The 16,542-nt window shown below is 54.4% G+C and carries 12 protein-coding genes; all 12 read right to left on the bottom strand.

The window, feature by feature from the left end:
- Positions 1–393: 393 nt before the first annotated feature.
- Positions 394–549, bottom strand: coding sequence for a hypothetical protein (locus NYE33_RS09630; protein ID WP_197074300.1), 156 nt, complete (start codon positions 547–549; stop codon positions 394–396).
- 616 nt (positions 550–1,165) lie between these two features.
- On the bottom strand, positions 1,166–1,900 hold the full coding sequence (locus tag NYE33_RS09625; RefSeq protein WP_246354564.1) for a glycosyltransferase: 735 nt from the start codon (positions 1,898–1,900) through the stop codon (positions 1,166–1,168).
- On the bottom strand, positions 1,881–3,230 hold the full coding sequence (locus NYE33_RS09620) for a hypothetical protein (protein ID WP_341065578.1): 1,350 nt from the start codon (positions 3,228–3,230) through the stop codon (positions 1,881–1,883). The genes NYE33_RS09625 and NYE33_RS09620 overlap by 20 nt, the downstream gene beginning before the upstream one ends.
- Entirely contained in the window at positions 3,227–4,750 is a 1,524-nt protein-coding gene (locus NYE33_RS09615; protein WP_341065576.1) for a hypothetical protein, read from the bottom strand. The genes NYE33_RS09620 and NYE33_RS09615 overlap by 4 nt, the downstream gene beginning before the upstream one ends.
- Positions 4,751–4,902: 152 nt before the next feature.
- Entirely contained in the window at positions 4,903–5,793 is an 891-nt protein-coding gene (locus NYE33_RS09610; RefSeq protein ID WP_256704062.1) for a glycoside hydrolase family 43 protein, read from the bottom strand.
- Positions 5,794–5,826: 33 nt separating this feature from the next.
- The gene (locus tag NYE33_RS09605; protein WP_341065574.1) at positions 5,827–7,668 is read right to left on the bottom strand and encodes a glycoside hydrolase family 127 protein; all 1,842 of its coding nucleotides are present in this window, start codon (positions 7,666–7,668) and stop codon (positions 5,827–5,829) included.
- Positions 7,669–7,686: 18 nt separating this feature from the next.
- Positions 7,687–8,457, bottom strand: a complete 771-nt coding sequence (locus tag NYE33_RS09600) for a carbohydrate ABC transporter permease (protein WP_445669807.1) — start codon at positions 8,455–8,457, stop codon at positions 7,687–7,689.
- 56 nt (positions 8,458–8,513) lie between these two features.
- The gene (locus tag NYE33_RS09595; RefSeq protein ID WP_039307163.1) at positions 8,514–9,401 is read right to left on the bottom strand and encodes a carbohydrate ABC transporter permease; all 888 of its coding nucleotides are present in this window, start codon (positions 9,399–9,401) and stop codon (positions 8,514–8,516) included.
- A 182-nt stretch (positions 9,402–9,583) separates the two neighbouring features.
- Positions 9,584–10,987 carry an ABC transporter substrate-binding protein gene (locus NYE33_RS09590; protein ID WP_341065570.1) on the bottom strand — a complete coding sequence of 468 codons (1,404 nt, stop codon included), beginning with the start codon at positions 10,985–10,987 and terminating at the stop codon, positions 9,584–9,586.
- Positions 10,988–11,115: 128 nt separating this feature from the next.
- Positions 11,116–12,882, bottom strand: a complete 1,767-nt coding sequence (locus NYE33_RS09585; RefSeq protein WP_076248738.1) for a sensor histidine kinase — start codon at positions 12,880–12,882, stop codon at positions 11,116–11,118.
- Positions 12,879–14,474: a response regulator transcription factor gene (locus NYE33_RS09580; RefSeq protein ID WP_341065568.1), complete on the bottom strand. Its 1,596-nt coding sequence runs from the start codon at positions 14,472–14,474 to the stop codon at positions 12,879–12,881. Before NYE33_RS09580 ends, NYE33_RS09585 begins: the two co-directional genes overlap by 4 nt.
- Positions 14,475–15,130: 656 nt before the next feature.
- Positions 15,131–16,393: a sporulation protein YunB gene (gene yunB, locus NYE33_RS09575; RefSeq protein WP_341065566.1), complete on the bottom strand. Its 1,263-nt coding sequence runs from the start codon at positions 16,391–16,393 to the stop codon at positions 15,131–15,133.
- Positions 16,394–16,542 lie beyond the last annotated feature (149 nt).

Genomic DNA, 16,542 nt, shown 5'->3' with positions numbered 1-16,542 from the left:
AAAGGCCTCGTAACACTCTATGGGCCTCAGCGACACTCAGCAATACTCAGCATCACTCAGCATCACTCAGCATCACTCAGCATCACTCAGCATCACTCAGCATCACTCAGCATCACTCAGCATCACTCAGCATCACTCAGCATCACTCAGCAATACTCAGCATCACTCAGCATCACTCAGCATCACTCAGCATCACTCAGCATCACTCAGCACACTCAGCACACTCAGCACACTCAGCAACACTCAACCCTACTCTATACTGGCTGTCATCAGCTGATTGCATGACGTACGATAGATAGAAATGCAGATAGCCAGCCGCTTCAATCCATTCTGCTTGCACATACAGCAGAATGGAGTCATTTCATCCTTTGAGGACAAGCCCGGTAATATTACTCATTTCCCCATCTCGCCCACTCCTAGCGCAATCAAAGGTATTCGTATCCCCTTATTCCTCACATCGTCCATCTCCAGCACAACCATAGATATTTCTATCTCCCACACTCCACCCGAAACTCCCAGGGTAACATCAAGAAGTTTGTGTAAAAGCATAGAACAAGCTCCCCGGTTTGTTTAGGCGTAGAGTTAGATTAGCAGTTAGATATACGATTAGATATAACAGTTAGATAATCTGAATTTAGACAACAACCCCGCAAGTTACCGTTCAAACACTGCGGGATAGCGGAATACGTAAATATTTATCACTTTTATTCGTTTCCGGCAACATGGAGACTTCTCAGTCAGCACCACTGACCTAAATGTTGTACGTTATGCAACTTCGAGCTATAGATAACTGGGTATTTGGAAGAATTGTTGTAAGAAATACAACAATTCTCCTGCTAAACCGCTTGAAAAAGGAAAAATCCTGCATTTTATACAACATTTTCGGATTTGAGCCGATATCCTGAGAAAAATGTTGTATTATGTGCAGGATTTTATAAAAATTACGCTTTCCACCGCAGAAAGCGGGCGGATGAACCGGGGAATTCCTGCGGCAACTGCAACCGTCAGGAGGTCCAGATAATCGCAGGGTGTAGAATTAGTTATATAAGCTGCAACCTTAAGTCCAGCCAATAGAGATTTACAGTTAAGTATTCAGTTAGTTTTTCAGTCAGAATTTAAGTCAGATGTTCAGTCAGGCACCCAGTTACTCCCAGGCTCCCGCACCCTATTCCCTCCACTCCACCAGCCGGGGATGCTCATCCAGAATGGAGCGGTACTGTTCGAGGCTTCCCCATTTTCCTTCGGGGTCAAGCTCCATGTAGCGGTCGTATTTGCGGCGCAGCTCTTCGGGTTCCAGTGCCCAGCCGTAGTGCTTCACCCGCAGCTCGGCCAGGAAGCCCGGCAGGACCGCATAGGACAACGCCAGCCGGGGGACATGGTGATCCATCCGCGGGGTGTAATAATAGAAGCCGGGCAGATAGCGGACCAGTGTGCGCGTGTGCTTCATGTGGATATTCCAGTGCTCATCTTCCCGGTAATGGGTCGTGCCGCCCCAGAAATCAAACAACCTGAACGCTACCCAGTCGTAAGCGTCCTGATCGATCAAACGCCGCATTTCCTGCTTGGCCCGGTCTTCATAGAATTCATCCGCATCTACGGACAGCAGCCAATCCGGACCGGTAGATACCGCCAGATCCCAGAGCGTCTTGCGCAGCTCCCATTCACGGCCGAAGATGGAGTGCTCCAGTGTCACCAGCTTGCTAACCTTGGCAAAAGAGTTGCACAGCCGTACCGTACCATCCGTGCTGCCGTCGTCCACTATTACGATATCGTCGACAAATTCGCTCAGCTCTTCCAGCACCTGCTCCAGATAACGGCCGGTTTCATTACGCACCTGCATCATCGCCGTCAGGCGGTTGCCGGATGCCTTGCGCAGCGGTTCATGCATGCTCTTCGCCATCCATTACCCTCCCTCTCAAGCCTTGTACGGCTTCTTCCATATCGGCCATTTCCGCAAACAGCTGTCTGGCTCCCTGGTCCGCTCCCGCCGAACGAAGGAAGCTGCGGATAGCGGCATGCCGCCGGCCATACAGCAAATGCAGTGTCCCTTCAATCACCGGAAGCTGCACTGCATCCTCAAAGGCCGGAGCGGTGCCCCCCGCAAGCCCCGGAATCTCAGGAGCCCCTGCTATTCCTGCTATTCCTGCAAATCCGCCCAGCCCAGTATTCTCCGCAGCAGCCGTCCCGTCCGCCTCCATTTCCTCATAGAGCTGCAGCGCCTTCTCCCACTGAAAGGTTCCGATATAATTCAACAGCAGCCGCTGCCGGGCTTCCGGCCCGGATAACCGGCTCAGAATCTCATTTGCCGCCGCTCCATCCTCATTTACCGTGAGAATCTCTGCCCGGAGCAGCTCATGCTCCGCCTCGCCGCCACTCAGCCACTGCCTCATCTGCGCAGCCTTCGCCCTTTCCCCGGCCGTAAACGCCGTGATTTCGTATTGCCGGACGGCAAGCTCCAGATTGCCTTTCTTCGCTTCGATCGCCGAGAAGAAACGGTAATGCGAATGCAGACAATCCGTATAATCATGCAGCAGCATCAGCTCAAAGGATTGGGCCAGATACAGCGAAGCGGCTTCATCTCCCCGCAAATATAAATAAGAAGCGGCTAAATAATGCACTGAAGGCTGGAGGGGCATCTTAGCGCACATGGATATATAGAAGGCGGTGCGGTGCCGGCGCTGGATGTCCAGCCAACCGGACTCCCCATCCGAATCAACAGGCGGCTGCCATAATTCCGTAAGCGCCCTGTTCCAGAACGCTTCGTAATCGGACAGGAAGAACAATTGCTCCTCCCGGCGGAGCAGTCCGTAGGATAAGGGCTGGTCTCCGCTGAGATACACAATTCCCTTCCGGCGCAGATTCTGCTCCAGATATATCCTTTCTGACGTGGTTCCCGCCAGATCGGCCTTCGCCGCGAGCAGCGCACTGTATTTGTCCCAGAGAACACTATCCTCCCCTTCCGGACAAAGTTCCAGCAGGGCTACAGTATAAGCAGGCTGCAGCGCCAGCACATCCGGGAGCCAATAAGGCGAAGAGACAAGCAGCGTATATTCTTTGGCATTCAGACTGTACAATTCGGCCAGTGTCACGGACCTGATCCCGCTGCTCCGCTGCCGGGCAGGCGTCATCCGCCCGGCAAAACAGACCTCCCCACGGTCCGGGAGCAGCTCCAGCATTCTTTTATACTCATAATCCTCCCAGGAAACACGGCTAAGCACGATATAGTTCATAAGTGTCCCTCCCCCTCCCCGCCGGGGGCTGACGGATGAAGCTTATGCTGGCTGCCTGCCGGCTCACCAGCATAGCCCACCAACAGATCCGGATCAGGAATAAGCGCCAGACTGCGGAAGAAGCCCTCCCGCTTCATAATCCTTCCGGGCGTGACTCCGCTTCTGTGTGCGATGCGTTCAAGTGGAAGATGCTGCGTAGTCCCGCCTGCCCCAGGCCGCTGCCCGGGTTCTTCCGCTGCATAATCCGCACTGACAACAATATCCGCCCGGCTATGCTGCAGGACTTCCACCAGCTTCTCGATGTAACGGCTGTCATATGCCGCAGAGGCAGATAAGTAGACAATGACTTCGCTGCCATAGAGAGCCGAGATATTCTCCAGCGCGTGCAGCCAGGGCTTCTCGCCATGCACAGTAATCACAGCGTCACGCTCATGCACCGGAAATTCGGGAAAAGACTGGCTCCAGCTGTCCCGGACCCACACCCAGCGGATATTGCTGTAGCTCTGGCCTTCCTGCAGCGTCTGCTGCCGCTCACGCGAATCCGCTGCCGTCCAGTTTTCTTCGAAATAGACAACAGTGGTCACAAGCGGAGTCTCCGCCGTATGCCGGCCCAGCGGAATTGCCGGCTGCGGCAGACAAGCAGACAGATCACCGGGAATCTGGAGCAGACCCGCATCAGCAGGACTGCCCTGCAGATTCCATTTCCGGCGGTATGCCCGCGCCCCCGCTGCAGAGGACGCATTGCCTGCGTTAATCACAGCGCCTTCCTCCAGCGGGTGAAGGACATGCACATATACCGGATCACTGAGCGCAAGACTTGCCCCCTGCATCCGGGCCCGCAGACACCAGTCGGCAATGATCAGCCTGCGCTCCGCTAGTGATGAATCGAAGCCTCCTACCCTCAGCAGCAGCTCTTTTGCTATAAGCAGACAGGACCCGCCCAGTACCTCCGCGTACCTCCACTCCCCTTGCCTTTTGTCCAGGATGTGGGCTGCATAAGCTGACAGTTCAGAGTATCCGGCAAAATGCAGCTGTTCCTGCCCCTCGCCCCGTTCACTGGAGGAACGGGGAGCTACCACGCCCACCGCAGGATCATCAATAGGCGGCCACAGCAAATTGCCAAGCCAGCCGGGAGACACCATCACACGGTCCTCCAGCAGAACGGCAAAAGAGGTCTCAGCATAAGCCAAGGCCTCATTCACCCTATAATTCCCGGCGGCAAAGGGGAGAAATACCAGATTTGGCTCCCCCGAGAACTGCTCTGACAACCATTGCAGCGGAAATTCAGCAGTCATCGGGACCGCAATCAGCCGCACGGTAGAACCGGAGTGCCGGAGCAGCAGCCGCAGGCACTCCGCCGACCACTGCGCATGCCGCAGCTCCACCACAAGCGTAACGCCTCCCTGCACCGGCAGCGGAAGCAGCCCCTCCCGTTCCAGATAGCTGTATCTTCCCGCCAGACGTTCCGTGCTGACAGCTTTAACAGTATTCATGGTTTCAATTGTATGGATTGCATCCATCGCTTCATAGGACATCCAGACTCACACTCCAATGGTCATAACTGTGCTGTCTATAATGTATGAGCGGGATGGGGCAGGTATCACTGTTTATGCCGTATTCGGCAGATAGTATCCGCCAAGCGGATACCCACGTCAAGCTGCGGCGGTCGCTTTTACCACCCGCTGGTCATCACTACCGGCCTGATTCCGCCGGAATCAAATTCCATTCGGTCAATACATAACATACGGTTGCCCGGCTCCGGGTCTCCGATGATTCTCCGGTGATAGACGATCAGCCATTCATCGCGGTCAGGAAGATGTAAATATCCGTGATGGCCGGGGCCTTCCGCTAGAGGCTCCTGCCTCTCCAGTATGGTCCCTTTGTTATCGAAGGGCCCCAGCGGATTATCGCTTACGCCATAAGCTACCCGGTAGGTCCCGTTGGTCCACCCGCCCATCGACCACATCAGATAATACAGACCGTCCTTCCTGATCATGCACGGTCCTTCCACATAACCCGGCGGGGTAATAGAGCAGATCATTTGTCCGTCCGGGAAAGGGACAAAGCCCGTCATTTGCTCATTCATCCGGGCCACGTTGCAATGTCCCCAGCCCCCGTAATACAGATAGATTGCACCGTCATCATCCTTGAACAGATGAGCGTCAATGGGCTGTGCGCCGTGAATAAACTTGCCGATCAGCGGCCGGTGGAGGTACCCCCTGTAGGGGCCTTCGGGAGCATCCGCAACGGCAATCTCCAGCCCTCCTGCTTCACCGTCCTTCTGGATATCGTTCGAGGCAAAGACAAGATAATACCGGCCGTTATGCTCAATCTGGGTCGGAGCCCATACCGCTCTCCAGATCCAGGGGAAATCATCCATTTCAATTATGCCCTCATGGACCTTCCAATGGATCAGGTCCTTGGAGCTGAAGGCATCCAGATTCATCTGCCGCGTATATTCCGTGAACGATCTGGTGGCATAAATATAATGCCTGCCGTGATAGGTCCTGGCTTCGGGGTCTGCATACCAGCCCGGCACAATCGGGTTCGTAATTCCTCGCAAGCGAACGCCCCTCCTTTCTCCGCAACCTGCAAATTAACAGCTGTATAGTCCGTTCTCTTCCTGTTCCCGGATCCAGACCTGCATGAAGCCGGATTCTCTGTTGTCCCAGGCGTAATAGGGAATGAACCGGAGCGGTCTGCCCTCTTCATCCCGGCTCTGCAGCACCGTCACCCCGCCCAGCAGCTCCGGCAGGTGTTCCACCCGGAACTTCGCCCGGGGCGGAATGGAGCAGGCATCATAGGACAATCCGGGATGATCCGTCTGCTCCAGACAGTACACCACGGGTCCCCGCTGAACGGCAACCCTCCCTCTGTCCGCCTCCACTTCAGGCTTGGCCCGCACAAGATTCACGGGCATATCCAGCTCAAGCACAACCCTATCTCCCGGCGACCAATGCCGGTTAAGCACCAGATACCCTTGATCCGTCAAGGCTCCGGCCCCGCTGATGCTGACGCCGCCAGCCTTCAGCCGGTATCCCCTGCACCATTCCGGCACACGCAGCCGGATACTGAAGCCGGCACTTGCTGCAGGGTTCACCTCAAGCTCGATCCGGCCATCCCAGGGATACAACGTGCTTTGCTTCAGCCTGACGCCCAGTCCGCTGCCCAGCACAAGCTCTGCCTCGCTGTTCATGTACTGATTGACCACCAGGCCTTCTTCTGCAGTAGCATAGACGTATTGGCCCAGGGAAGGCAGAAAACGGGCCAGATTGGTCGGACAGCAGGAGGTTTCGAACCAGGGCACACGATGATGCCCGCCCTGTGAAGCAAGCGGATTGACATAGAAGTACTTATCCCCGGACAGGGATATTCCGGACAAGACGCCGTTGTACAGTTCACGCTCTACCACATCGGCGTATTTGCCGTCTCCGAACGTCAGGTTCATCCGGTGATTCCAGAACACCATGGCAATGGCGGCGCAGGTCTCGCAATAGGCTGTTTCATTGGGCAGGTCATAATCGAAGGTGAAGCCTTCATTATGCCTGGACGGCCCAATGCCGCCCGTTACATACATGTTGCGCTCCACCGTGTGGGTCCAGACCCGGTGCAGCGCCTCCGCATAAGCGGAATCCCCTGAAGCATGGACAATATCCGCCATTGCCGTGTACATATACATGGCACGGACAGCATGCCCGGTCACCTGCTTAATCTCACGGACAGGAACGTCATCCTGACAATAGGCCGGCCCCCATTCCGGATTGTCCCAGATCGCGCCCGCGCCATATCCATGGCCGCGCTCCTCCAGCAGCCACAGCGCAAGCTTCCAGTAGCGCTCGGCCCTGGTCACGCGGTACAGCTTCACCAGCGCCAGCTCAATCTCCTGATGCCCTTCCACCCAGTGCCGCTTGCCGGGGCCAAACACCTCATCATAATGATCGGCCAGACGGCAGGCCACCTCCAGCAGTCCGCGCTTGCCGGTCGCTTCATAATAGGCAACCGCCGCCTCAATCAAATGGCCGCCGTTATACATCTCGTGCTTCTCCATATCCGTCCATTTGCCCTGCGGATTCTCCAGTGTGAAGTAAGCACTAAGGTATCCATCCGCTTCCTGTGCTGCCGATATCAGCCCGATAATCCGGTCGGCTTCAGCTTCCAGCGCCGCATCCCGCCTGGGCATCAGCGCATAGGCTATGCCTTCAAGCACCTTGTAGACATCCGAGTCATTATAATATTTGCCTTCGTAATGCCCCTCCATCAGGCCCCCGGCCTTGGCGAAGTTATCGATGCGCCCGGTATCCTCACATTTGGACAAGCAGTCCGGCAGAGTGGTCTGCCGGAGCGCGTCCAGGCGCGGCCGCCAGAAATGATCATTAATTGTTATACTCGTAAAAGACACACCCTGCCAGGCATGCAGCTTCGCTTGTTGCTCTGCCATTTCCGTACCCCGCCTCCTTTATCCTTTTAATCCTGTTAAGGTAATGCCCTCCAGAAAGTAACGCTGCCCGGCCAGAAACACAATGACGCAGGGCAGAACGACGGTGGCCGAGGCCGCCATCAGCAGATCCCACTGCGCGGTGTAGGTACCCTGGAACATTTGCAGACCCAGAGCGAGAGTAAAGAGACTGTCGCTTTTCAGGTAAATCAGCGGGCCCATGAAATCGTTCCATGAGGCCAGAAAGCTGAATAAGGCAACCACGATGATCGCGGAACGGCTTAAAGGAAAGATGAGCCGGGTATAGATCTGCCAGTAATTCGCCCCGTCCACAAAGGCCGCTTCATCAAAGTCTCGCGGAATCGTCAGATAGAATTGCCGGAGCAGGAAGATATTGAAGATTCCGCCGCCGAAATAAGCGGGTACAATCAGCGGATACAGCGTATCGTATAGACCGATCAGCTGCCAGCCGAGAAAGCTCGGGATAATCGTGACCGCCGCCGGCAGCATCATGCTGGTCATCAGGATGGCAAACACCGTATCCCGGCCCTTCCACTGAATCCGTGAGAATCCGAAGGCCCCGATACTGCTGGTAATTACGGTCCCCACAAGCACCGTAACCACGATAATCAGCGTGTTCTTGAAGAAAACATCGAACGGCAGCACCGTAAGCGCCTTATGAAAATTGCTCCACTGAAACGGCTTCGGTATCCATTCGGGAGGCATGGTGAAAATCTGTGACAAATTCATCAGCGAGCTGCGGATCAGCCAGACAAACGGAATGACGAACATGGCAGAGATCAGGATAAGCGCTCCGTAGCTTGCGGTAAGTGAAAGCTTCGATGGCCTCAAGCGCGGTCCCCCCCTTCGTAATACACCCATGACTTCGAGGTTCTGAAGACGATAAAGGTAAAGAACAGAATAATGATGAACAAGATCCAGGCCAGCGCAGACGCATATCCCATCTCGGCATCCCGGAATCCCGTCCTCCACAAATAAAATACATAGAACAGACTCCGGTTGTTCGGTCCCCCCTGCGTCAGAATATAAGCTTCGTTGAAGACCTGAAAGGAGCCGATTATGGTCATGATTGTATTGAAAAAAATCGTGGGGGTGACCATCGGAACTGTCACGTGGCTCAGCTTGCGGAACCAGCCGCCTCCATCCACCTCAATCGCTTCGTAATACTGCCGGGGGATACCGGAAAGTCCGGCGAGAAAAATAATCACCGTGCTGCCGATGCCCCATAGCGTGGTAAGAACCACTGACGGGATGACACTGCTCTCCCCGTACAGCCAGTCGCTGGTCGGCAGATGCAGCCGGCTGAGCAGCGAATTGATGAGGCCCAGATCGGGATTGAGCAGCCACATCCAGATCATGGCCGAGGCCACCGCCGGAACAATGCTCGGAAGATAGATAATCGTACGGAAGATGGCTCTTCCCTTTACATTGAGATTGAGCAGAAGCGCGATGCCGAAGGAAATAAGAATAACTGCAGGCACACGCAGCACGACGAAATAAAAGGTGATTCCCAGCGATTTATAGAACAGCTCATCCTCACCTGAGAACAGCCGCACGAAATTATCCAGACCGACAAAAGACGTCTGATCCTTGAACACATTATAGTTGGTCAGGCTGAGAACCAGGCTTGCGATCATGGGACCCAGCGTAAAAATGGCAAATCCAAGTATGGCGGGGGCGGTGAACAGCAGCCCATAGAACATTCCCTTTCGCATACCGGCCTCCAGTCTCGAATTTCGCAAGTAGAAACGGCTTTGCCGTCCTTTAGACGGACGGTACCGTTTCAGCGTGAAATAGAAGGATAATTTAAAGCGTAAGCATATAAATTCTTATATTTGCAAAAAGAACGGCGAACGAGGCATCGGACGCCGCTCCTTACTGCTAGTTTCGCAGTTGATTACTCCTTGATATCGCGGCGTCCCTTAACTTGGGCCTGGGCCTTTACGGCAATCGAGTCCATCGCTTCCTGGGCGGTTTGCTGGCCGAGCCACACCTTATCCAGGGCGGGATTAACCAGATCCATAATATTGTTGAAATTCTTCACATAGCCGGTCGGCGTCTGGTGCCCTTTGGTCAAGATTACATCGACGATGGCTTCTTTATAGCCGGAGGGTCTGGCATCCAGATTCTCTGTCCATTTGGCGAGCAGCGCCGGATCGGTGTACCAGTCCTTGGGAGAAGGCATCCATGTTCCGGCTGTAAGCATATCAATGGAAGCTTCAGGATCGAGCAGCGCCTTCAGCAGCTCCCAGGTCTCCTGTGGATGCTTGGTGGATTTGAAGATGGAGAACATGCCGCAGACCACGGTGGTTACCGGCTCCTTCATTACAGGCATGACCCCGACGTTAAAGTTGAACTTTGACTGGGCGAGGCCTGCGCTTGCCCATTGCCCGTCCACCGTCATCGCTACCTTCTTGGTCTGGAGAGCTACATTCGTTGCCGGAATATTCTTCGACTGTACAGGCGAGGGTGATACATGGTGCACATTCATCAGATCGGCTATTTTCTGGAGGGCTTCAACAGCCTCCGGCTGGTTAAGCGCGAAGGTCTTGCCATCCACCGAGATGAAATCCCCGCCGTTGGAATAGATAAAGTTGCTGTATACCCCCCACCAGGTGGAGAGATTTGCGCCATATTGCTTAATTTTTTTGGGATCGAAGTCCGGGTCGGCTGCTGTTTTGCCATTGGTGTCCACAGTCAGCTTCTTGGCAACCTCGACGAATTCATCCCAGGTCCAGGCATCCGTCACATTCGACGGGGGAGGCTCTATTCCGGCTTCCTTGAAGATATCCTCATTGTAGAACAGTCCGAAGGATTCCGGCCCTGGTCCGATTCCAATTACATTGCCCGGCTCCAGTGAATAGGTAATATTGGGAACCAGCGTATCCGGACTGATGTCGGCATCCGTATCGAGAAATTCCTGGAGATTATAGAATTTGCCCTGCTCCGCCATCGGAAAGGCAATCGTACCCGATTCCATCATGGCAATATCCGGAACATCATTTCCGGCGACCATGGTCGTCAGCTTGGTATCATAATCAGCGGCAATATGCTGAAGCTCAACCTTGACATTTGTATGCTTGGCCTCGAAATTCTGGATGGCTTTTTTGTAAGGAGCCACTTCTTCCGGTGATCCCCATACAGTCATCCGCAGCGTAATGTTCTCCTTCGATCCGGTATTTCCGGAAGGCGCGGAAGTCTCAGGGCTTGCTGTACCCGACTTCGAGCACGCAGACAGCACAGCAGCTAGCATCAGAATCAGAGCCAATGTAATGAAGACCGGTTTTCTTGGTAGCAACATATTCCGAGCCCCTCTCGATTTCTAAGTTCAACGGGTTCATAGCTGCAGTCTATGATGCCTTTATTATAAATTACAGGATAGCGCTTACATAACCCTAATCTCTTTGGATTGGTGGACTGTGATTGGGTTTACAGCGGGAGTGTAATGGCCACCTTTGTTCCTTTTCCCGGAGAAGAGAAGATGGTGATTCCGTACTCGCCGCCATAGGTCATCTGAATGCGGTCAATGGTATTCTTAATGCCCACGGAAGATGCTTTCTGGTGCAGAATCGCATTTACAGTCGCCTGGCTCATGCCACGGCCGTTGTCGGCCACCTCGTAATGCCGGGTTCTGCCGTTAATCCAGCCGCGGATTCCGATGATGCCGCCCGATTCGGTCTGATCGAAGCCATGCAGAATCGCATTTTCCACAAAAGGCTGGAACAGCAGCCGTGGCACCTCGTATTCGAAGAGCCGCGGGTCCATATCATACTCTACAGTGAACTTGTCCTCGAACCGGATCGACATAATATAGAAATAGTTATTCATCCAGTTCATTTCTTCGGACAAAGGAACGGCGCCCCATGTCTTCCTCGAAGTATAATGCAGCATATTGGACAGGCAGACAAGCATCTTGCTGAGCTCCTGCTGATCATTCTCAATCGCCGTCCAGTTCATCACATTCAGGGTATTGTACAGGAAATGCGGATGCATCTGCATGTTCAGCGCCTGAATCTCGGCTTCCTTTTCCTTCAGCTTGGTCTCGTAATTCTCTGTCACGAGCAGATGGATCCGGTCATTCATCCGGTTAAAGCGCTGCGTCAGAATGCCGAACTCATCGTTGCTCACCACATCCACGCGGGTCTGGAAATCGCCTTCGCCCACCGATCGCATCGCGCTTAACAGCCGCTTGATCGGTTTGGTGATTTTGCCGGCTATGAAAAAAGCGAGGATAAGCGCCACAATCCCCATCACAACGGCCATGACAGTAATGGAAGCGCGGATCACCGGCACAAGGCTGCTCACCAGTCCTGCTTCCGGAATCCACACGACAGACATCCAGCCGGTAACCTCCGAGCGGTCAAAGCAGACGATCACCGCTTTACCGTCCAGCGTCATTCTCCGCGCCCCGCTTTTCTCCTGCTGCAGCTCGTCCAGCCACGCCTCCTTATAGGTCTGCGCAACAGCCCCCGGCTCACTGCTGGCGACCACCTTATCATGCGGATCGAGCACCATATAGCGCGAGCTTCCCGGTATACTGTCCTCATACAAGGATTTAAGCACCTCGGATTTGAAGCTAATGGCAAGTACAGGGCGTTCCACCCCGGCATCCATTTTCTCCAGCTTCGTATTGCTTAGATAGGTGAAATCAAGCACGCGTGTGGCCGAGAACAAATAACGGAACTCCAGATTCCCGTCCTCCAGATAAGGCTGGTTGAACATAGATACGAAATCATAGGTAGGAATCCATACCAGCTTCCCCCCTGCCTGCCGGGCCAGATCGTATATATCCGATTGAACCGGGTCTCCTTGCGGCAGCGTTTGTCCGAAGGTAAAGTATGAGGTCCATAGCTGGTAGGCATAGATATCCTGGTTCTGGGAAAAGGTTTTGCCGAGCACTGCCGTCACCTGCCGGTCCGCTGCAAAAAGCTCCACTTGGTTCGCGGGGTCCAGCTGGCTGAAAATTCGGAACAGATCCTTATCGAGAAATAAGGACATGCTGTTCTGGTCCACGATCCGCAGCTTTGTGTCCATGACTTCATTATTTTTTTTGACAATCTCATACACATTCTTCTGCGCCTGCTCCGTGATAATCTTCAGGCTGGTCCGGTAGAACAATGCCCCCAGTACGAGCAGGGGAACCGCGATCAGCAAGATGTAGCTTGCCAGCAGCCGGTAACGGAAGGTGATCTTCATGCCTCCCGTTTCCTTTGCGAAAGTGCGTGCTTATAAGCTTTTGGCGACATGCCATGATATTTCTTGAATACACGGCAAAAATATTTCGTATCCTGAAATCCGCATTCCAGGGAAATTTCGTATACTCTGAACTGCTCCGCTGCAAGCAGCTCTTTGGCCCGCTTCATACGGACCGCCGTCACATGCTCGGAGAAGGTCTTGCCCGTCCTGCTCTTGATCAGCGTACTGAAATAGGAGGGGTTAAAATGGAAATGCTCGGCTGCCCGTTCCAGGGTAAGGTTCTCTTTCGTATGCCCCTGTATCCAGCCCAGGCATTCCGCGATGACCACCTCACTCTTATCCTGTCTGGATAAGGCCAGGGCTAGATGCGCTTCCCGGAGCGCATGGTTAAGTTTGGTCATTAATTCCTGGTAGGAGCTGCATGAACGGATCAGCAGCGTGGCCGTATCGGTCAGCATCTGCCCCGTCTTTTTGTCCAGAATATCCTGATGGTCACTCCGGATCTGCAGCAGCATCAGCGATGCCTGCTCCTTCAGCAGCATGGGACTGGCCTGTCCAGCGTCCGCGAGCTGATAGACGGTCTCAGCGCAGACCTCCTGAACAAGGGCAGCATCGTCCATTTTCAAAGCATCATACAGCCTGCCCCAGTCAGGAGCTCCAGCCCCGGGTGTTGAAATAAGCTCATCCGCAAAAAGCAATCCCTGCCGGAAATCGTAGAAATTGTAGCTGTTGGCCGTCCTGGCTGCAAGATACGACCGCGGCGCTTCGGCAAGCAGGGAATGGCATTGCGGCCCAATCCCGTGGGCAAGCTGTCCCGCATGCGCCCACTCAGACGCTAAAGACTGGGCGATGTAGCGGGCCTCCTCCCGCTTGCCTTGGGTAAGCGCTTCCAGCGTAATCAAGGTCACGGCCGCCTGAACGCCGTCCTCCATCATCCCGCTTAAGGGAACGGTTATGGCCTCCCCCCACTCAGACCAGGCCTGCTCCAGAGAGCGGACGAAAGAGCCGCTGTCCTGCTGTTCCCCGCTGTTCCGGCGGTGCTGCAGCTCCGAATACACAGCTACACCGCTCTCCCGCATCCATTCATAACGGTTCAGCTCCTCCAGCTCCTCCGGGGCCGCACTGCCGTTCAGCCAGGACAGTATCAACCGGCTCAGGTAGGCGGAAGAAGCCAGCTTCAGGCGGTGCTGCAGCTCTTCCTCTTCGCGGTACTGCTGCTGTTCCGCTGTCAGCTGAAGGTCGATCCGGCTTAAGACCTCCGCAATTTTCCCAATCTCCACCGGCTTCAGCAGGTAATCAAAAGCGCCGTGACGAACCGCCTTCTGCGCATACTCGAACAGATTGTAAGCGGATACCATTACAACCCTGGTTTTAATGCCTTCTACCTTAAGCCGTTCCAGAAATTCAAGTCCATCCATGCCAGGCATGCGGATATCCGTCAATATGGCTTCCGGGCCGTGGGCTTTCACCAGTTCCATGGCCGACAAGCCATCCTTCGCCGCCACCACCTGGTCCTCCGGCCGCAGCCGCCCAATCAGATTGACCATCCCTCTGAGATGTCTGGGCTCATCATCCACGATCAATATTCTCACTATGCTCAGCCCCCCGAATTGGTTTGAATTACATATCAGCCGCATCTTTGCCCTTATTATAAAATCCGTTCCGGCTTATTCATAGTGCATTAATATTGGATTGGTGGACTATTATTGGGAGCGTGCGCGGAGTCCGGGAGAGAAGCTGTTTCTATGCCGCGTTAAGAGAGGCTAACGTTCCTGTCACGTAAACAGCAATCTGGTACGATGTTTTCACGTTTCTATGCCACGTTAAGAGAGGCTACGTTCCTGATACGTAAACAGCAATCTGGTACGATGTTTTCACTGTTCTATGCCGCGTTAAGAGAGGCTAACGTTCCTGTCCGAGCAAATACAGAAGAGCCGCCCATTTCTTTGGCGACTCTTGCTTGCAAATTATAGTCTTTTTTATTCTCACTTAAACGCCCGCAGGCCCGCATTATCGCTGTCCCTGACCCTTCAACGTAAGCAGTGGATTTTCTCCACTTAATCCTTCCAGTTTGCTTGCCTTACAGAAATTAATTGGATTTATGACACTTAATCCTGTCTATATCCCCGCCGTCAGCGAATCCGGCTGAAATTAAGTGCCGTTTTTCCAACTAAGTCACCGGAATCAGAGATTCTGCCAACAGCAGATGGATTTTTTCCACTTATATGTTCTACCAATCTATATCCCATTACTCTCCGCCGCCCGCATTGGCCCCGGCATTCTCGGCGTTTGTGCTAGGCGCAGAGTTGCCGCTCCCGGCCGGTGTGTTATTCTCTCCGCTGTTCGTATTTCCGCCTGAGCCGCTTTCATCAGGTACTGTGCCGTCTACGCCAGTTCCGTTCTTCTCCGTGTTCAGTGAAGGTGCGGGAATAGCTATTCCCGGCGCGCTGCTGCCGTTCTCGCCGACAGGCTGGCCCTGATTGTCGTAATAGTACATCGGGACATCGCCGACAACCATCAGGTAGGAGACAGGAATTTCTGTGTCCACGATCTGCGGCTCCATATCAAACGGAATGACAACCGCTACCTCGGTAACAATATGAATAAAGACTTCAACGAGAATCATGTTGATGCCGGCATTTTGCTGCCGCGTGTTCAGTTCCACCTTTACCGCGCCCTGCGGTTCGATTTTGATCGGAATATCCGGCCCAAATGAGGCAATCAGCGGACTGCCCAGCGCCTGGCCCAGCGGAATATGCTCCGTCTGGTTATGCAGCTCCTGCAGCGTGGACTGGATGACTTCGGCCGCCTGTGAAGTAATCCGCATATGCTCCTTATAGTTGAGCATGAACCCGGATATTTTGCCGTTCTTATCCGTCTTCCAGTCAATCAGCGCTTCCGCGTTCCCACCGTCCGCAACCTGGGAAGTAATCGCCTTGTTAATGGATTCCGTAGCGATTTGCTTCACCCGGATCTGCGCCAGATGGAGGATCGGCGGCTTCAAATGCTGCTCCACATAACGCAGCCCCTGAAGCACAGCCAGAATCAGCAGCAGACTCAGGATGATCCAGAATCTGCCCCGGCGGCGCGGCTTCCGGCCTTTCCCGGCCACGGCCTCCTGCTTCTTCCCCTCCCGGCCGCGGAACAGGCTGAATCCCCCGCTCCGGCTGGCTTTGCGCCAGACACGGTAGCCCGGAGCGCCTGCTCCCGCACCGGGCGAAGCCGTCTCATAACCCGCTTCTTTCCTGTCCGGCCGGATTCCCGACCTAGAAGGCTTCGCCACGAATACACCGCCCCGGCTTGATGCCCCCGCCCCGGACCTTGAAGGTTTCGCCGCGAATCTTGCTCCCGAACCCGGCGGCCGGAAGACTGCCTTCGACGGTTTGGCCTTGAACGCCGGGCTGCGCCCGGCCGATCTCGGCAGCCCGCTCCAGCTGAACCTCGGCAGACGCAGACGCCCGAAGAATGGTACGCCTGCCCGCCGGTTCCCCCATTTTCTGATTCTGCCCATGCCTTGCAGTCCCTCCCGACATTCCTGCGGTCAAGCCGCCCATGTACTATAGGCTATTCGGGACGAACGCAAAATAACCCCACAATGTGGGAAAGCAGTGAAGACACTTATCCTTTTTAACGAAAATGAGCAGTTCCCGGTGTAACACC

Origin of the sequence: Paenibacillus sp. FSL R10-2199, from assembly GCF_038000235.1 — a bacterium.
GTDB classification, from domain to species: domain Bacteria; phylum Bacillota; class Bacilli; order Paenibacillales; family Paenibacillaceae; genus Paenibacillus_AQ; species Paenibacillus_AQ phytohabitans.
This window is presented reverse-complemented; position numbering and strand designations above follow the sequence as displayed.